Below are 18,550 nucleotides of genomic sequence, written 5' to 3' on the forward strand. Positions count from 1 at the left end.
AATGATATTTACAATAATCATCAATGTAAAAATTGTGGTTTATTTGTAAAAAAATTGTGGTTTATTTGTAAAGCTATTAAGTTATAATTAGTTAGAGAATGTCATTGCCTAAAAATATAGGAAAACAACAAGCAGAATTGAAATGCTAGTTGCCTGTTTTATTGTTCCATTTCATATTCTAATAGACCAAATATATTAATTTGATTAAATAACAGTTTAAGAGTTTTAAAGGAGGAATAAAAATGAAGAAAGTAATCACTTACGGAACCTTTGATTTGCTTCATTGGGGCCATATCAATCTATTAAAACGCGCTAAAGATTTAGGGGATTATCTGATCGTTGCCATTTCCACGGATGAATTCAATGCTTTAAAAGATAAAAAAGCTTATCATAGCTTTGAAAACAGAAAAATGATCCTTGAATCAATCCGCTATGTGGATGAAGTTATACCGGAAGACAATTGGGAACAAAAGAGGGAAGACATCGTTCGTGAAGGTGTAGATATCTTTGTAATGGGTGATGACTGGAAAGGCCAATTCGATGAATTATCAGAAGTTTGTGAAGTGGTCTACCTTCCAAGAACAATCGGAATTTCGACTTCCCAAATTAAAGATGACCTTTTACAAGTTACTAATGGCTAAAGAATTCGCGATAGGGATTTATCTTTTTTGTTTCAAAGTTTTATTCTCTATCTTTAAACTTTTCCCTTTATATGACAAAACGACCTTTGTCACATCATTCGGGGACAATTGCCAATATATCGCAGATGAAATGGACAAGCAGGACATTTCCGTTCAAAAAGTATTTTTAATGAAATCAAGCAGTTCCATACAAGTTAAGGACGATGGGGAAACCATCGTCCTTCCGTTTGAATCAAAAAATATCATGGCCATGATCCGATCGATTTATCATCTGGCTACATCAAAATGGATTATCATCGATAATTATTTTGGCTTTCTTTCAGCCATTGCATTCAAAAAGCAAGTGACATGTGTTCAAGTGTGGCATGCGGCCGGTGCCGTTAAGCAATTCGGGGCAAAAGACCCTTCCATTCAAAACCGTTCAGCCGGTGCAAGGAAAAGATTTTTTGAGGTATATAACAAATTCGATTATGTTACGGCAGGTTCAGAGAGAATGGCCGAGATTTTTCAAGAAAGTTTTCAACTGCCGGCATCCCATATCCTAAGGACCGGGATACCCCGGACCGATTTCTTTTTCAATGATGAATCAAAAAGAAATGCCCGTAATGCTTTGCTGGACAGGTATCCAGAACTTGAGCATAAGAAAATAATTTTGTATGCCCCTACATTCCGTAATGACGGCTTGAACAGCGGAGAGATTGCACTTGATTTGGAATTGCTCTACAAGGAACTTCAGGGCGAAAATTATGCGTTATTACTAAAACTGCATCCAGCAGTTAAAGCAGAGCATGATTTACAAGATAAATTCCCGGGATTCATTTACCCTGTCGATAGTGAATTTCACGTTAATCAACTGCTTATCAGTACGGATCTTTTAATAACCGATTACTCATCGATACCATTTGAATTCTCTTTCTTGGAAAGACCCATGATATTCTTTGCATATGACTTAGAAAAGTATGTGCAGGAACGGGGATTCTGGGAGGATTACTCCTCTTCCATGCCCGGACCCGTGGTATCTACCACAGAAGAGCTCTTAAAGAAAATCCGTGCCGCCGATCATTCATTACTGAAGATCGCTTCCTTTAACCAAAAATGGAATGAATACTCCACAGGAAATTCAAGCAGGAATTTAGTCGATTTCCTTTTTAAATAAAAAACCCACTTCGTAAAACGAAGTGGGTTTTCATTTTTTCAATGGAAATGCACATCCAAAAACAGAGTCATTTTTACAGATAATGACAAATGGAAACGCAAAACTCCTCAATGTGAAAAAAGACTCACAATATAGAAAATATTGTAGATTACAATACTCAAACCCCACCAATATAAACCAGTAAAATACTACTATTTTCCCCTTGTAACAAAAATGTAATATGTTTAAACCTATTTATTTTGTTAGAATAGGGAAAAAGACATATTAGAGGTGGAAAATTGTGAAAAAAAGTGTTGTCGCATTTTCGACATTAGCCATTTTATCTTCGACTTTTGTTTCTCCTGCCCTTGCCGGTACATATACAGTCAAAAGCGGTGATAACTTAAGTAAAATCGCCCAGAAGCATCATACGACGGTAAAAGACTTAAAACAGCTTAATAACTTAAAATCAGACTTTTTGAGAATCAATCAAAAATTAATTACACCCAACTCCAAAACAACATCCAATGCTTCTTCAGTTTCCGTGAAAAAAACAAAGAAAACCACATATACCATTGTTTCAGGTGACACCTTAACCAGGATAGCAAACAAGCATAACCTTACACTTGCTGAATTGATGAAACTGAATAACTTAAAATCCGATAGAATTTATGCAGGTAACAAACTTATCGTATCTAAATCAACCACTACCACTACCATTGATTTACCCGGCAGCTCCAAACCATCCAATGTTACACAGACCCCAGTCAATTCGTCTACATACATTGTGGTAAAAGGTGACACCCTTTCCAAGATTTCCAGAAAAACCAACTTGACGGTAACTCAGCTTAAATCAATCAACTCTTTAAAGTCCGATTTAATCAGAGTGGGTCAAAAGCTAAAACTAAGTAAATCGGCAAGTACTGCCCCAGCGGATAAAAACGATGAGGGAAAAGTGGAAGCCCCAAGTTCAGGGAACAAAGTGGCCAAGCTCGTTTCCGAAGCAAAAAAATTAATTGGTACACCATATTCGTGGGCGGGTTCCTCCCCATCAGGTTTCGATTGCAGCGGATTCATTTACTATACATTCAAGAAGGCTGGGTATGACGTACCGAGGCTTTCATCTTCCACATATTATGATATGGGTAAAAAGGTTACTTCACCGAAAAGCGGCGATCTTATCTTCTTTGCAACAGGTTCCAATAAATCAGTGGTAAGCCATATGGGAATCTACTTGGGCGGCGGGGAATTCATTCATGCCTCATCAAGCAAGGGAGTAACAATCAGTACTACTTCAAACTCTTATTTCAAGAGTAAAATCATCGGTTATAGAAGTCTATAAGATTTACTTGCCAGACTTTCTCTTAAAGTCTGGCAATTTCATGTAAAAGAATCATAGCTTCTTTATCTCTGGCTATCCAAATTACGAAACAATCGAATGATGTGCCAACGAAGGAATTCGGTTTCTCTAGAATCCTTCGTTTTTTTTGGATAAAAAATGGTAAATATGCACTCTAACTACAAAAAGAAACTATTCTATTTTTGACAAAAAAAAGGTATAGTTAAAAATACCGACTAGGTACTTTTTCACACCTTCCATTTTGTGGGATGGTTAAGGGAGGAATATTAAAATGAGATCCGAACATAAAAAAAAGAAAAAGAAACGCAAAACGTTTAAAATAATCAGCTTCACCCTTCTTATCCTTTTCATTGGCGCAAGTGTTTATGGCGCTTCAGTTTATCAATCATTAGCTGGTGCGATTAGCACTATGCAGGGTACAGCCCATAAAACGGATAAACGGGAGGAGGACATCAAGTTCAAAAGCAAAGATCCATTTTCATTGCTGATTCTTGGTGTGGATGAAAGAGAAAATGACTCAGGTAGATCAGATACGATGATTGTCATGACGGTTAATCCTAAAAAAGAATCGATTGAGTTATTGAGTTTACCGAGGGATACTCGTACAGAGATCATCGGTAAAGGTATAAATGATAAAATGAACCATGCCTATGCATATGGCGGAGTTGCCATGTCGATAAATACAGTGGAAGCTTATTTGGATATTCCGATTGATTATTACGTCAAAATGAATATGGAAGGCTTTCAGGATATTGTGAATGCTGTTGGTGGCGTCACAGTCGATAATGATATGGACCTTGCCTATAAAGGCTATACTTTCAATAAAGGCACAATCGACTTAAATGGTAAAGAGGCCTTGATTTATTCCCGAATCCGTAAGGAAGATCCCCGCGGGGATTATGGACGGCAAATGCGGCAACGCCAGGTTATCCAAGCTGTCATGAAAAAAGGTTCAAGCCTATCGACACTTACCAATTATGACGATATATTCGAAGCTCTAGGTAAAAACGTGGAAACCAACTTAAGCTTCAATGAAATGTTGAGCATCCAAAATAACTACAAATCATCCCTCAAAAATATTGAACAATATACACTTGAAGGTGACAATCAACGGGTAGATGGCGTTTGGTACAACATCGTTCCGGAAGATACAAAGCTTGAAGCCCAAAACCGTGTGAAAACGCATCTGGGATTATGATGAAGGGAGGATGGCTTTTATCAGTCATCCTCTTTTTTTTCACCTTTTTTCTCTTCCTTCATTTGTTTAAAGTAATTGGAACGTATCACTTGATCACTCAGATCAATCTCCTTTTGGTCTTCAGGTGAAAATTCTTCGACCTTGCCTTCCCCATTTATTTTCATTTGAGAACCATAATCCCCTTTTAATATCAAAGCATCGCCCTCTTCACCATTCAGCATGCTCTCTCCAAAATATGCAGAACTCTTAATATTGAACAGATCATATAGAGTTGGTAAAATATCGACTTGGCCCGCTACCTTATCGATCGTTCTCCCTTCCATGTCCTCCTGATAAATGATCACGGGAATGGGCATATATTTTTCAATCCACTCTTCATCGCTAATTTTACTACCGTAATACGCTTCTACCTCGTGTTTATCTTTTAAAAATAGCCCATCATGATCTCCGTAAATGACAATCACGCTGTCTTTCAATTTCCCGTCATCCTTCAACCTCTTTACGAAATCCCCGATGGCTGAATCTGTATAATGTATTGCTTCAAAATATTTAGTCAGGTAACTGTTCTCTTTTCCAACTTCAGGCTTCAATGTTATCTGTTCCTCTGGCAGCGAAAAAGGTACATGGCTGGTCAATGTAACGAAAAAAGCGTAATAGGGATTTTGTTTATCTTTTAAGAAATCATAGCTTTGCTTGAAGAAACTGCGGTCTCCCAATCCCATCGAAATCATCTCATCTTGCGACATATCCTCTATGGAAAGATAGTCATCAAACCCTAGCGAGGGATATGCATGCTGCCTATTCCAAAAGTCTTCTTCATCTCCGTGGAAAGCAAAACTTTGATAATCCGACTTTTTTAATTCCTTAGCAAGACCCGGAAAATCATTATATGGGAATCGAAAAAAGGTCGCACCCTGCTTTAAAGGAAATAATCCGGTATTCACGATAAGCTCTCCGTCAGATGAATTCCCAAATACCGTCTGTGGATAAACATGGGGGAAGTACAAACCCCCTTTCGCCATTTCATTCATGAATGGCGTGACCTCCTGCCCGGCACTGCTTTGAAATAGCGGAAACGCCTGTAAAGATTCCACCTGGATGATAATGAGATTCTTCCCCTCCAAGGAGCCTGAATGCCCATTTTCCTTTCTTTTCTTTTTATTGAAGTAATCAGAAACGGCCTTCTTTTCCTGCGAAGACATTCCATGCCTTCCCGAGTCAGTAAAGTAGGCATACGTATCCAATGCGTGATGGCCGATCGGACCCCAGTTTCGCAAGAAGGTATTCGCCTCATAACGCCTGGTTATATCTACTTTGTCGATAAAGATGTTCTTGACCGGCTTCAATCCTGCTATCATCAGGAATATTACGGCCGGTACAAGCGCCATATGCTTGAGGGGGTATTTTTTCTTCACAAATGACTCAGCTATTGGGATGCCTACCAGAAGAAAGATTGCATCCTTCATTTCCATCATACTGAATATACTTTCACCAAGCCCATTCAGGTTGCTTTTTTGCATCCACATATAGGATGTTATAGGTGTCGAATAATAACGGTAAAACCAGATGTCACCAAGGAAAAAGACCATAATCGAAAGAAGGAAAACTGAAAAAATGATGCCTTTTACGATTCGATTCGATATCCATTCCTTCAGATAAACAATAAAACCGGCAACACCGATGATTATCGTAATTATCCCAATAGAAAGATCGTTACCCATCCTATCATTCGTATAAATGAAAAGTATGGCCACGATTGAGAATGACAATAACTCAAATAGCCTCTCCTTCAAGCGTTGATTACGGTTATTCTTCATGCTCCTGCCACTTTCCTCTTCATTATTTCCAAGCCTTAGTTAAGCCTGATTGCGGAAGATTACTTATAAATATTACTTAGCGTTGCCATTTATGAGAAATTGCACACAGAAAATGGCATAAATATTATGCACTAATGACTTCCTTTATAAACAAAAAGCCTTCATCACTAACAGGATGAGGGCTTTGCTTTGGATCTCCGGAAAAAATAGCTGCCGGTTGCCGCTAGACTCATGCGGAGTTTTCCTATTTTCTCTTCCATTCGAAAGCAATCTTCCAACCTTCATCAGGAATCGATTCCGCCAACATATCCCCTTCCTCGAATAAGAAACGCCAGAGGATGCTTGAAAGTGCTGGAAGCTCACCAAGCTCTGAAAGATCGAATGCCTTTTTTGCGAGGAATTTTCCATCTCCATCAACTAACAGTAAATCCACGATATCAAAACTGACAGCTTTCTCTATTGAATTTCGTAGAAAAGCCTCTATGATTACATCATCTTCCACCCTAGTCAGCTTGATGCCGGATAATGAAATTTGGTTCGGTTTTAATGCAGGAAGCCTTTGATGGTAAAATTTATATACATATTCCTCTTGCTTGGAAACTTCCCACCCCTTGTGAAACATCAGGGCAGTTTGAACGGTGTCATCCTGATCTGATAACTTTTGTGTATTATCCCTTTTTTCAAATAAACTCATCGTTCCTCACCCTCCAAAGCAGCTTCATCTTCCTGATTGCTTTTCATATATTCCATAAAGCGGATGCTTATCTCCGACTCAATTTTACTTAATAGAAGGTTAAATTGACTGAGAGCTGCTTTTTCCAACAACGTATATGGGTCCTGCTGACCATATCCGCTTAAACCAACGCCTTCCTTCACACTGTTCATTTGATCCAGGTGGTTCATCCAATTTGTATCAATATGCTGCAGCATGAAAGCGCGCAACTGGTTTCCCCATTCTGCATCGTTCTGAAAGATCACCAGTCTCGATTCAAATTCACTTAAAGCATCCAACGCTTTTCCTTCGATCCAGCATTCCAAATCCTGTAAATCACTTGCCTGCCAACCCAACGACTGGAAAACAGGGGAAAGCTCTTCAATAAAGGCAGAGGAATCAGGTTCCATCATATGTTCAGGGGAATATTTCACTGTGAGCCGAGTAATGTATTTTTCAATATATTCAAGTAAAATGGCCGACATCCGTCCAGGCTCCATATCAAGAATCCGATTTCTCATTGCATAGATGATTTTACTCTGCTCATTTAATGCATGCTCTAACTTAAATAAATGGTAACGGCTTGATTGATGCATTTGCTCTACCGTTTCCTGAACCATTTTAACGAATTTATCGGGTGCAGGGCTCAGCACCAATCCATTTTCATCCGTTTTGATTTTCTTGATAAAACGTCCGATTTCTTCTTCATCATAGTAATCAAACAAATCATCTTCCAAAGAAATGATGAATTGTGTTGAACCAGGATCACCCTGCCGGCCGGAACGTCCTCTTAGCTGTATATCGATCCGACGGCTCTCGTGTCGCTCCGTACCGATAATATGAAGGCCGCCCAATTCCTTGACATCATCTCCAAGTATTATATCCGTTCCTCTCCCAGCCATGTTCGTAGCCAGCATCACTTGATTTTTTTGCCCGGCATTCGCGATGATTTCCGCTTCATCCTCTTCCGTCTTCGCATTAAGGATTTGATGTTTAATTTTCCCTTTCTCTAGTTGAACCGAAATTTTTTCAGATTGCTCAATGGAGGTCGTTCCGATCAGAATGGGTCTGCCTCCATCATGAATCCGTTTTACTTCCGTGACGATTTTGTTGATTTTGCTTGTTTCATCTTTATAAATCAAATCAACCTCATCAACTCGAATAATAGGCTCATTAGTTGGAATTTCAATGACGGGGAGCTGATATATTTCCCGGAATTCAGACTTTGATGGCATGGCACTGCCTGTCATCCCAGACATTGAATGATATAATCGAAAATAATTTTGGACGGTAATCATAGCCTGTGTTTCATTCTCTTCGGAAATCTCCAAGCCCTCTTTTGCCTCAATCGCTTGATGAAGACCCTCACTGAAGCTTCGCCCTTCCATCACCCTGCCTGTGAATTTATCGATGATTGCAATCTTTTCATCGATGACAATGTAGTCGACATCCAATTTCATGATTGCATGGGCTTTTAGCGCCTGTGTAACATTATGTAATAGCTCTTGATGCTCCATTCCATACAGATTGTCGATACCAAAGGCCGCTTCAATCTTGGAAGCCCCTTGATCCGTGAAAAAGGCGGACTTTGAATCGATGAAAATCTCGTAATCCTCATTTTCTACAAATGACTTCATGATTTGTGCCGTGATCTGGTGAAGCTCGGTTCCGTCGCTTGCCCTGCCCGCAATGATTAATGGTGTCCTCGCTTCATCAATCAAGATGCTGTCAATCTCATCGACAAGGGCAAATCGGTGTCCTCTTTGAACCTTGTCTTCTCTTCGGTAGACCATATTATCACGCAAATAATCAAAACCGAACTCTGTTGCCGTCCCATACGTGATATCTGCCGCATACGCTTCACGTTTCGCGGAAGGTCCCATTTGGGAAATGTTCAAACCAACCGTCAATCCTAGAAATTCTAGAATTTGTCCCATCAACTCTTTATCACGTCTGGCCAAATATTCATTGGCCGTAATAATATGCACACCATTACCGTACAGTGCATGTAAATAGCTAGGCAAAGTGGAGACAAGCGTCTTCCCCTCGCCCGTGTTCATTTGTGCAATGCCCCCTTCACTCAGGACAAAACCGCCTGCAAGCTGAACATCATGGTGCCTAAGATTCAATACTCGCTTGGAAGCCTCCCTCACGACCGCAAAAGCTTTGGCTTGTATATCGAATATATTATCACCAGCATCCAATACGCTTTTAAATCTATCCTTCATTCCTCTTAATTCTAAGTCTGAATATCTTTCATATTTACCCTCTAGCCGATTCACTTCTTCTACCAACTTATAAATTCTCTTCAAGTCTTTAGAACCTTCTTTGAAGAACTTTTTCATACTGGATAGCATAGGGTTTTCTCTCTCCTATTATTTCAATTGAACTTTAGTGAAATTATATCAGTTAAGTATTTACTGTTTATAAATTATCACCTTCATATTGTAATTATATAGAAATTCTTTCTTTTTTTGAAAGATAAATTACGTAAAAACCGACTGGAAGCCGCCAACAGTGCTAAAAAGATTAGCTCCATCCTTAATATCAGGGAGGGGTTTTTTTATCGATTTAGACAAATAATAGGAAGACTTTCACCCAATGGAGGATTACAGATGAATAAGACATCCAGACATAAACCGCATCGCTTTGGATTATTCGTTCTTATAATTTGTTTTATTTGCATGATCTCCCCTATTCAAGCAGAAACAAAAAACACCCCCAAGAATGTCATATTGCTGATTGGCGACGGCATGGGGTTAGGGGCGATAGAAATTGCCCGGCAATTGGAATATGGAAAGACAGGTGTACTGCATCTGGAAAAACTGGAGCATATTGCCCTGATGCGCACGTATTCCGCCAATAATTACGTCACTGACTCGGCAGCAGGTGGATCCGCGATTGCCACTGGTATAAAAACGAACAATGAATCGATCGGTGTCGATGCCAATGGTTCCGAGGTCGATAGTGTATTGGATGCCTTTCAGAACAATGGAAAAAAAGTTGGGATCATCTCAACCAATATGGTAGTCGATGCCACACCCGCTGCCTTTGGTGCAAGTGTTCCTAACCGCTGGACAGGTGGCGCAAATATCGCGAGGCAGCTCTTTGATAACCGGATCGACGTCATCCTCGGCGGAGGTGCCAGCTATTTCGAGGCGGATAAGCAGAATGGCGAGGATTTAATCGGTAAATTTAAACAAGCTGGCTATGGGATTACGACGACTAAAGAAGAACTTAGTTCCATAAATAAACCTGAAAAACTTTTAGGATTATTTCACCCTACCTATATGAATTTTAAACTGGATAAAGAAGTATTACATTCTCAAGAGCCATCCCTGCCCGAAATGACATCCAAAGCGTTGGATATTTTATCACGGGGTGGTAAGGGATTTTTCTTGATGGCCGAAGGTGCGCGTATTGACCATATGGAGCATGCAGCCGATATCACTGGAATATGGAAAGAAACGATCGAATTTGACCAAACCGTGAAAGAGGTTGTCAATTGGGCAAAAAATCGAAATGATACGTTGATTGTTGTCCTTGCAGACCACGAAACAATGGGGACCTCCGCTTCTGAAACAATGGATATCCCTGCTTTTAAAAAAATCAGGGTTTCATCTGAATATATGTCCAAACAGCTCACATTCGATAAAAATAATGAAATCAATCCAGAAAGTGTCGTTTCCACATTCAAGAATTATGCAAATATATCCCTTACTGAACAGGAAGTCGATCAATTCATCGATAACGTAAGAAAAAATAAAACGCTTGTCTATCCACAGCATCAAATAGATTGGGAAATCGGAAGCACCATCGCCAGGCATTATAAGGCGGGTGTAGCTGATCGAAGCATACGGGCGGCCAGTTCCACAGGAGGGCACACAGCCAATATGATTCCCGTTTTCGCTTCGGGTCCAGGCAGTGAAGCCTTTGATGGAGTCATTGAAAATACGGATATTTCGAAAATCATCACAAAAGCCGCCGGTGTTCCGTTCACACCCGGGCAGCATAAAACAAAAGAGGAATGAAATCATTACTTCCTCTTTTAAGTTTCTTTCTCATTAACTATTTTTCGCTATTCTTTTCTTTTGAGGTCCGTTTACTCAAGTTTTGGGGCATTTCTTTGAAGTTTTGGAGCATTTACTCATGAGGTTGGTGCATCTGCTCGTTGATTTGCGATTTACTCGTGAGTTTGCGCCTTTTACTTGTGAGTTTGGTGCTTTTACTCGTGAATTCTTGCTTTACTCGTGAGTTTGAGGCATTTACTCGTGAGTTTGCGCCTTTTACTCGTGAGTTTGGTGCTTTTACTCGTGAGTTTGCGCCTTTTACTCGTGAGTTTGGTGCTTTTACTCGTGAGTTTGCGCCTTTTACTTGTGAATTCTTGCTTTACTCGTGAGTTAGCGCATTTACTCGTGAGTTTGCGCCTTTTACTTGTGAGTTTGGTGCTTTTACTCGTGAATTCTTGCTTTACTCGTGAGTTTAGTGCTTTTACTCGTGAGTTTGCGCCTTTTACTTGTGAATTCGTGCTGTTTTCTTGTAAGTGTGGTGCATTTACTCTTTATAAGGTCAAAAAAAGACGCCATACGTGACGTCCTACTTCTTCATTTTTTTATGTGTTTTTTTAATACATATCCAAATTGGCTTCCCTTTTTCACTTTATACCATTCATCTTGTTGAGCCAGTATCGTTACGGCTTGGTCCCTGTATAGATTGCCGATCGTTTCAGAAGATGCATTTCTACTTTCTTTAATAGATAATTCGTTTGCTGTCACTATTCCCGTCGTCTTCCTAATCGAGATTTTCGTTGAAATGGTTTTCTGATTGTCACTCTCATCCTTAGCGGAGATCTTTACAGTAAATATCCCGTTGGACATATTTTTGAAATCCCAGGTTGCCGATTGACTGCCTTTATTGAACTGCCTTTCAGAAAGGATGCCGACAACCTTACCTTTACTGTTCTTGATTTCCACCGTTACATTAGCGTTTTCATTAATTGTATACGTTATGTTCGCTTTCTCGGTACTGTAATCACCCGATGTATTTACATCGGTGATTTTAGGTGCCGACGTATCTCTACTGATTTTTATCGCCATTGTTTCCAAACCTTCATTCCCGCCTCGGTCCATTGCTGATAATTCTGCTTCATATGTCCCGTCACTTACCGCTTTTGTGTTCCAGATAGCCGAATGGGTACCCTTTTTCATTGTTTGATCACGGACTGGGGTAGCTAAGGCATTACCTTTACTATCTTTAACCGTGAGAGTTACTACAGCATCTTCTTTTAGGGTGTATGTGATTCCAACCTCATCATTTAAATGATCTGTCTTCGCATTCATGTTTACTGAATTCAGTTCCTCCTTTACAACAATATCCGTTTTAGATCCAGCACCTGGTCCATATTCCTTTTCTATAGTTGTGTCAGGATAATAAAAACTCAAAATATCTTGATATGAGTGTCCTGCTTCCGCTCTGTTTTTCGCTCCAAACTGACTTAGTCCGACCCCATGCCCATATCCTGATCCTTCGATTGCAATTTTGGAAGGATCGGAAGATGAATGGTCAACCAAATAGCTTTTCATCACCTCTTGCCCCACCATGCCCCTGATTTTGGAAGCCGCTACATTAGTAAGCTTAACCGTTTGCTGCAAAAGTTTTCCCCTGTCATCAACGAGATCCCTTACATAGAAATTCATTTGGATGGAGCCCTTCGTAACCCGGCCTCCCGTTTTTTCATCTGTAAAAGTTAACAAGGGAATCTCCGTTATTTTAATATCTTTCTTCGCATATCCATTATTCTTCAGCCAATCCTTCAGCTTCGGCACAACCTTTTTATCTTTTTCCTCTACACTTGTCCACCATTCTTCAGGTTTAGATAAATTCATTTTTGACAAGTCGATTTGCTGCTTGTCCAACGTTATCGCCCAATTGGTTTTCGAATCATAGAAATCTTTTTTTATAGATAAATATGCAAGAGGGTTGCCTCTTGACCAAACATTTGAATTCGATTCGGTCATCCCTCCATTGCTTGATGAAAAGAACGCTTCGATTATTTCGCCATCATGTTTGATTACCATGCCCTTTGTCTGGTCAATGGCTGAATCAGTTCGATAGTGACCGGCAGCCCCGCCATATACTTGGTAAGAAACTGTATCATCAATGATTGTCGATTGATGGCGAAGTGCATACGTCCGGGCGGCAATTGCCTGTGCTTTTAAGGCTTCGGCATGCCATAGTGCGGGCATCTCCAGCGGGACAACACCTTTTAGATAATCTTCAATGTAAACAGCATTGATTGGCCGGATGTAACCGTCCTCCACTGTAAATGACAATGAGCCTTGATACGGACGGCCGTTTATGGACAATGAAGCTTCAGGTTTAACTGGCATTACCTTAAAGGAAGCATAAGAACCCGTTTTCTTAGAACCTTTGTAAACGGCAAGTTTAGCCGACTCCGCTTTCAAAGTCAGACTTTCACCCGCCTTGATGAATATCTCTCCCCCTGAATTACGGTAGTCCCCGGTTGCCGTTATTTTAACACTGGTTCTATTCCCCAAATAATTCTTCAGTTTCACTTCCATCGTTGTATTCTCTTCCGCTCCCGTTGCTTCATGAGAAGGAAATGCAAAAAAAGTGATAAAGAAAGCGATGAACAAATACTTTAAACTTCTCATTCCCCTTCATCCTCATTCCTTTTCTATTTATCTTTCAAAGACTTTTGAATTAATCCTGTTCAATCTATTGGCATGAGAAAACTGTTTACTTGTAGGTTACTGAACTCTCTTTTTACATTCTGTATGTACGACTCATTATCCTTCAAATCCAGCTTTATTGTGTAATTGGAATCCACAACCAAAATAAAAGCAGGACACGGAAGAAACCATGTCCTGCTTTTCAATGGTAAATGCTTGCTGATGGGTGACTTTTTCTTTACTTCAAATACTTCTTCAACACCGGTTTCATTTGATCGACAACGACATGGCTGCCGCCTCGTCCTTTTACATCTTCAATCATCCATGCCATGAGAAGTTCCGGGTCTTCTGTGTCCATGGCAACGAACCAGCCATTTTCTGTTCCGTCCGCATTTTTGGATGCCTTGATTTCAGCAGTTCCCGTTTTAGCAGCGATTTTGATGCCAAGATCATCTATTCCATGTCCGCTTCCCTTAGGATGTTCCACTACTTGTGTCAGCATCTTGGTGACCTGATTTGCTTGGTCTGCTGATATCGCATTTTCTTTCCATATTTTCTTTTCTATTTTATCTCCTGTTATTAACGAAGGTGCCAGGATGTTTCCTTCATTCAAGAAGGCTGAATAGGTCATGGCGAGATGAAGCGTACTCATTTGGACTTGCGCTTGACCATATCCAGCGTCCGCCAAACGTCCCTCACTGTCGATCTTACCGATGCTCGATGCTTTGATCGGATAATCGTAATTCAAAGACTCATCAAATCCGAATGACTTGAGTCCATTTGTGAATTTTTCCTTACCAAGCCCCAGAGCTTTTTGGGCAAAGTAAATATTGTCTGAATAAATTAATGCCTTTTCCATATCGATTGGAACCCCAGGGTCCGAAACCCTTGTAATGGAATGATCTTTCCATGTCGATTTGGCCCATGTTTTCCCTTGAATATCGATCGACTCTTTCGGATCCACGCCATTTTTCAAAGCGATTGCCGCAGTGATGGCCTTAATGGTTGAACCAGGTGCAAACGTCGAACTGAAGCGGTTCAGAAGTGGTTTTTTCGGGTCTTCTTCAAGCGCTTTTTGTTCAGCTTTCGTTATTCCGAAAATATATTTATTAGGATCAAATGACGGACTTGAAACAAGTGCAAGCGTTTCGCCTGTCTTCGGATCAATTGCCGAGGCCGATCCGGCTTCGTTCTTATATTGTTCGAAGATATCCTTTTGAAGCTCGGCGTCGATGGTCAATGTAATTGTTTCTCCCTCTTCAGCAGGCTTTTCAGCAATCACTTTTTCTTCGCCATCTTCGGTTTTAATAAAAATTTTACCACCAGGTTTGCCTTTAAGCCGCTCTTCCAACACTTCCTCAAGACCTCGTTTGCCAATAACATCACTTGCGGTATATCCTTTTCCTTTCAATTTCTCCAAATCCTCGGCCGATGCCTCACCGACATATCCAATTAGATGGGCAGTAGCCTCTTTATATGGATATATGCGCTCTTCCGTATTATTGACAGATACACCAGCAATGCTCAATAGCTTTTCCAAGGTTGCAGTATTATCATTGGACATTTTCTTGATGGGCACGAAATAGCTTGGCTTTACCCATGATTGTTTTAATTTCTGATTCACTTCGTCGGTGGACATATTGAGGATTCCAGCGACTTTTTTAACCGTTTCGGTTTCGTTGGCCATTTTCTCTGGCACGATTCCCACTTCTGCAACCGTACCATTCATGGCAAGGCCGCGTTCATTTCTATCGACAATTTCCCCGCGAATGGCTGGATACGATTCAACCGATACCTTCTCGCCAGCTTTCAATTGAGGGAATATGTAGCTTTCATCCCACTTGATGTACCAATTTTCTTCCTCGCCTTCCCCTTCCTTGACAAGTGTCGCTTTATGATCAGAGCTGACAGCACCCGCCATAGTGGACATATCAACAGTATATGAAAGGCTTACCTTTTCTCCATCTTTATGGTCTTTCTCTTCTTTTGGCTGTTTATAGTCCACCTTTAATTGGTCGGCTTCTATGCCTGTATAGATTTTTTCATAACGCTTCGCAAATTCATCCGCACTGATTTTCTTCTTTGTCTCAGGCGACAGATACTCGTACATCTTCGCAAAATCCTGTTTATTCCAAAGCTTCGTGTATGCCGCAAAGCGATCTTCCGGACTTGGCTCATCCGAGCATCCGGCCAGAAACAATACGCTCAACAACAATAAGCTGGAAACTAAAGCTAGTTTCTTCATGATTTCCTCCTAATGAATAGTTAGAATGATATACCTATAGTTTAGCAAAATATTAGGGAAATGGGGGATTTTACATGCCGAATTTCTTCATTTTTCTAATTAACCATGTTTTTTCTAAAACAAAAGTCCTGTACATTATGTACAGGACTTTTGTTTTAGAAAAAATAGAAGAAGGGCCAGTTCGCAAAAAAGATCCAGTTGATTTCAGGATTCCGCTCCCTTTCCTTCGACTGTCTGCTAACAATCTAAAGACGGTTTCATCCAAGGAGAGCCGCAGGCGGAAAGCGGTGCCAGGAGGCAACTATACAAACCCTTAAAAAACGTAGGCAAACTCGATTTTCATCGAGTTTGCCTACATTCTAAAGCATTCTTTTTTTTCGGCTTTTTTTCTCTTGGAGCCATTTTTTCAAGAAGAAAAAGCCCAGGATGCCCGAAATGATGAGACCGCTTGTGGTCACAATGACAGCTACCCATTCGTATAAGGTGTAATTCATATAAGCTTTCCAGGGTAATTTCCCTTTCCAATCTTCAATATATAGATTCATTCCGAATATCCCGGAGATAACCGTATAAATCGTTAGTATTTGCAAAAGATAATTACTGCTTTTCCCAGACAGTTTATCCTGATTTTGATAAAGGTAGGAAAGTGTTTCCTTCACTTCTTTGTAGAGAGGGGCAATCCTGAAGGTTTCATCCGTTTTTTTGAAGAGCTCTTTACCGATTGCCGTACTATTGACTTCAGTGAATAAGTACTTTGCAGAAAACTCAGTGATCATGAAAATCAGCTGTTCCGTATCCGATTGATCTTTTTCCACATCTATCTGGGAATGTTCATGAGCCAATTTGAGCAGTACGATTTTATAATAGAAGAAAATCAACACTGTATAAAAATGCTGGCCATACATTTCACTTGCCAATTCCCGTTCAAGTTTACCTGTCGCTTTCGTGACACACGCGAAATGATACATGCTAGTTACATAATAGGTTTCCTTGCCCCACCTGTCATATACTCTTTCTTGATAATACTTTTCTATATAATCAGGATTTAATGCGCCTATATATGGCTCACCATCATTGTCATACCCGTTCAGTTCACTGATCCTGAATAAGTCATTTTTAGATATATCACGATCCTCAGGGAATGCCGTATAACTGATCACGTACATTCTTTCATCGATGAAGAAGGGCAAACTGCCAAAATAGGTCGGGTCCGCTTGTTCTTCATCCATATATTCCTCAATTGGCGGCAATAGTTCATTGAAGATGAAATCCTTCACTTGTTCATACTGATTTTCCCGACAGCCGACTTTCGTTTTTTCCTCATCATCAGCAATCGGTTCAAGGATTCGGAATGTATCGCCAAAATAGAGTACATCATCATGTGGAAGCCCTTCAGGTAAAGTAACACGAAGATTCATCATGCCAATATGAAATGGGCATATGAAGATATCGATAGAGTTAATAATAAATGGGGTATTTAGATAGGGTGATTCGAAGGTACAATCAATATCCAGTTTTTTCGTGAAACGCCGCATGCCTTCCTTCTGTTTGGCATTACTCGGAAATAAAATCGGCTCGATGTAAGGCATGAAATACTTTTCCAGTTTACGATGCGAAACTTTATGGCCACCGTAAAATTGATTTTGTTGTTCCATATCTTTCAAGTTCAAAAAAACGAAATTGTCCTCAAACAACTTTTCCACAAACTTTTCAATCTTATTTCCTTCAAGCGTAAATGGAAAAATGTACTGCTGGAAAGTTCGCTTCGTGGGATCATTCTTTACTTTCACATCCATAAAATATATTCCTCCGATTAAACTGCGATGAACACAGGTTTAATTCATCTTGTTTCTTATATTTACCCATGTATATACAAACAAAACGAAACATATTATAGAAAAAAAGTGGACAAATTATCCAAATAAAAAAAGATCCCCCAAGCATATGCACGGGGGCCATCGAAAAGAGTTCTTCAACCCTCTTCACTTTAGGGTACTAGAAACTGATGTTTCTAATGAAAAATCCGATATTCGGATCATTTTAACATTTATTTTAAGTATGATAAAATACGAAATTCCTCCATATTTGGGCTTTACCTCTTATTATCATCTAATAAATCCTTATATGCAGGGATTCACAGAAGAAAATATAACTACAGGAATAATCGCAAGATCTTTTGTTCATCCCTTTATCATTAAAATCACGTTTTAACTAAGAAAAAAATGGGTAAATAAAAAAAAGCAAAGGAGAGACATCATGAAATCCGATAGCAATAAACAACACTTTAAATTTTTTGAAAGAACAAATAACGCTAATCCAAGTAAGCGGAAACAAATGAGCGATTTCATCAAAAAGAAAATGAATGCTCAAAACAGTCATTTAAATGGCAAAAACTCATGACATATGGGATGTCATGAGTTTTTATCATTTAAAATGCGATTTCATTACCTTGAAGGTTGTGCTTCACACATTTCTTGATACCGATTACATTCAAAAAATGTTGAATCTTCTTCATCGAGGTAGCCTGATATTCATCTACAATGGAAAACTCTTTAAGATAAGCGATTTTTTCTTGTACATCTGTATCTATATGATCTTGGCTGGATTCTTTATCATCTGATTCTTTGCATGTGTACACCACAGCTTCACCAATTTTCCTGGTTGCCTCATCAAAATAAAAAGAAAACACAATGGCACATTCATCATCGTAAAAAGAGGGTTGAACTTTCATATTAATATCAATCATTAAC

The 18,550-nt window shown here is 39.7% G+C and carries 14 protein-coding genes; 7 read left to right on the top strand and 7 right to left on the bottom strand.

Annotated elements, in window-relative coordinates; translation table 11 throughout:
* Nucleotides 1-242: 242 nt before the first annotated feature.
* From tagD to ACIQZD_RS15975, 4 genes are all read left to right on the top strand, one after another.
* Entirely contained in the window at nt 243-641 is a 399-nt protein-coding gene (tagD, locus tag ACIQZD_RS15960) for a glycerol-3-phosphate cytidylyltransferase (protein ID WP_057278149.1), read from the top strand.
* Nucleotides 634-1,797, top strand: coding sequence for a CDP-glycerol glycerophosphotransferase family protein (locus tag ACIQZD_RS15965; RefSeq protein WP_402904442.1), 1,164 nt, complete (start codon nt 634-636; stop codon nt 1,795-1,797). Before tagD ends, ACIQZD_RS15965 begins: the two co-directional genes overlap by 8 nt.
* 280 nt (nt 1,798-2,077) lie before the next feature.
* On the top strand, nt 2,078-3,118 hold the full coding sequence (locus tag ACIQZD_RS15970; RefSeq protein ID WP_402904444.1) for a C40 family peptidase: 1,041 nt from the start codon (nt 2,078-2,080) through the stop codon (nt 3,116-3,118).
* 289 nt (nt 3,119-3,407) lie between these two features.
* Entirely contained in the window at nt 3,408-4,334 is a 927-nt protein-coding gene (locus ACIQZD_RS15975) for an LCP family glycopolymer transferase (RefSeq protein ID WP_402904446.1), read from the top strand.
* A 20-nt stretch (nt 4,335-4,354) separates the two neighbouring features.
* Here ACIQZD_RS15975 and ACIQZD_RS15980 read toward each other — a convergent pair whose 3' ends face one another.
* The 3 genes from ACIQZD_RS15980 to secA form a co-directional block, all read right to left on the bottom strand.
* Complete coding sequence (locus ACIQZD_RS15980) at nt 4,355-6,151, bottom strand: LTA synthase family protein (RefSeq protein ID WP_402904448.1); 1,797 nt, start codon at nt 6,149-6,151, stop codon at nt 4,355-4,357.
* Nucleotides 6,152-6,395: 244 nt separating this feature from the next.
* Entirely contained in the window at nt 6,396-6,845 is a 450-nt protein-coding gene (locus ACIQZD_RS15985; protein ID WP_402904450.1) for an SLAP domain-containing protein, read from the bottom strand.
* The gene (gene secA, locus ACIQZD_RS15990; protein ID WP_402904452.1) at nt 6,842-9,220 is read right to left on the bottom strand and encodes a preprotein translocase subunit SecA; all 2,379 of its coding nucleotides are present in this window, start codon (nt 9,218-9,220) and stop codon (nt 6,842-6,844) included. The genes ACIQZD_RS15985 and secA overlap by 4 nt, the downstream gene beginning before the upstream one ends.
* Before the next feature lie 258 nt (nt 9,221-9,478).
* Between secA and ACIQZD_RS15995 the strand changes: the two genes are divergently transcribed.
* On the top strand, nt 9,479-10,894 hold the full coding sequence (locus ACIQZD_RS15995) for an alkaline phosphatase (protein ID WP_402904454.1): 1,416 nt from the start codon (nt 9,479-9,481) through the stop codon (nt 10,892-10,894).
* A 573-nt stretch (nt 10,895-11,467) separates the two neighbouring features.
* Here the strand turns inward: ACIQZD_RS15995 and ACIQZD_RS16000 are convergent.
* Together ACIQZD_RS16000 and ACIQZD_RS16005 are read right to left on the bottom strand one after the other, a co-directional pair.
* The gene (locus tag ACIQZD_RS16000) at nt 11,468-13,537 is read right to left on the bottom strand and encodes a SpoIID/LytB domain-containing protein (RefSeq protein WP_402904456.1); all 2,070 of its coding nucleotides are present in this window, start codon (nt 13,535-13,537) and stop codon (nt 11,468-11,470) included.
* Nucleotides 13,538-13,793: 256 nt separating this feature from the next.
* Nucleotides 13,794-15,800 carry a penicillin-binding transpeptidase domain-containing protein gene (locus tag ACIQZD_RS16005; RefSeq protein ID WP_402904458.1) on the bottom strand — a complete coding sequence of 669 codons (2,007 nt, stop codon included), beginning with the start codon at nt 15,798-15,800 and terminating at the stop codon, nt 13,794-13,796.
* Between the two features lie 74 nt (nt 15,801-15,874).
* On the opposite strand from ACIQZD_RS16005, the gene ACIQZD_RS16010 reads away from it, so the two are divergent.
* Complete coding sequence (locus ACIQZD_RS16010; protein ID WP_402904461.1) at nt 15,875-16,117, top strand: hypothetical protein; 243 nt, start codon at nt 15,875-15,877, stop codon at nt 16,115-16,117.
* Between the two features lie 42 nt (nt 16,118-16,159).
* Here the strand turns inward: ACIQZD_RS16010 and ACIQZD_RS16015 are convergent, their stop codons facing one another.
* Nucleotides 16,160-17,596 carry a hypothetical protein gene (locus tag ACIQZD_RS16015; protein ID WP_402904463.1) on the bottom strand — a complete coding sequence of 479 codons (1,437 nt, stop codon included), beginning with the start codon at nt 17,594-17,596 and terminating at the stop codon, nt 16,160-16,162.
* A gap of 460 nt (nt 17,597-18,056) precedes the next feature.
* On the opposite strand from ACIQZD_RS16015, the gene ACIQZD_RS16020 reads away from it, so the two are divergent.
* Nucleotides 18,057-18,200 carry a hypothetical protein gene (locus tag ACIQZD_RS16020; protein WP_402904465.1) on the top strand — a complete coding sequence of 48 codons (144 nt, stop codon included), beginning with the start codon at nt 18,057-18,059 and terminating at the stop codon, nt 18,198-18,200.
* A 28-nt stretch (nt 18,201-18,228) separates the two neighbouring features.
* Here the strand turns inward: ACIQZD_RS16020 and ACIQZD_RS16025 are convergent, their stop codons facing one another.
* The gene (locus tag ACIQZD_RS16025; RefSeq protein ID WP_402904467.1) at nt 18,229-18,546 is read right to left on the bottom strand and encodes a hypothetical protein; all 318 of its coding nucleotides are present in this window, start codon (nt 18,544-18,546) and stop codon (nt 18,229-18,231) included.
* Nucleotides 18,547-18,550: the final 4 nt, after the last annotated feature.

Origin of the sequence: Peribacillus sp. NPDC096447, from assembly GCF_044762725.1 — a bacterium.
Taxonomy (GTDB): Bacteria; Bacillota; Bacilli; order Bacillales; family DSM-1321; genus Peribacillus.

Coding starts and splice junctions, on each gene's coding strand:
- tagD (WP_057278149.1), top strand. CDS start 243: ATGAAGAAAGTAATCACTTACGGAACCTTTGATTTGCTTCATTGGGGC.
- ACIQZD_RS15965 (WP_402904442.1), top strand. CDS start 634: ATGGCTAAAGAATTCGCGATAGGGATTTATCTTTTTTGTTTCAAAGTT.
- ACIQZD_RS15975 (WP_402904446.1), top strand. CDS start 3,408: ATGAGATCCGAACATAAAAAAAAGAAAAAGAAACGCAAAACGTTTAAA.
- ACIQZD_RS15980 (WP_402904448.1), bottom strand. CDS start 6,151: ATGAAGAATAACCGTAATCAACGCTTGAAGGAGAGGCTATTTGAGTTA.
- ACIQZD_RS15985 (WP_402904450.1), bottom strand. CDS start 6,845: ATGAGTTTATTTGAAAAAAGGGATAATACACAAAAGTTATCAGATCAG.
- secA (WP_402904452.1), bottom strand. CDS start 9,220: ATGCTATCCAGTATGAAAAAGTTCTTCAAAGAAGGTTCTAAAGACTTG.
- ACIQZD_RS15995 (WP_402904454.1), top strand. CDS start 9,479: ATGAATAAGACATCCAGACATAAACCGCATCGCTTTGGATTATTCGTT.
- ACIQZD_RS16000 (WP_402904456.1), bottom strand. CDS start 13,537: ATGAGAAGTTTAAAGTATTTGTTCATCGCTTTCTTTATCACTTTTTTT.
- ACIQZD_RS16005 (WP_402904458.1), bottom strand. CDS start 15,800: ATGAAGAAACTAGCTTTAGTTTCCAGCTTATTGTTGTTGAGCGTATTG.
- ACIQZD_RS16010 (WP_402904461.1), top strand. CDS start 15,875: ATGCCGAATTTCTTCATTTTTCTAATTAACCATGTTTTTTCTAAAACA.
- ACIQZD_RS16015 (WP_402904463.1), bottom strand. CDS start 17,596: ATGGATGTGAAAGTAAAGAATGATCCCACGAAGCGAACTTTCCAGCAG.
- ACIQZD_RS16020 (WP_402904465.1), top strand. CDS start 18,057: ATGAAATCCGATAGCAATAAACAACACTTTAAATTTTTTGAAAGAACA.
- ACIQZD_RS16025 (WP_402904467.1), bottom strand. CDS start 18,546: ATGATTGATATTAATATGAAAGTTCAACCCTCTTTTTACGATGATGAA.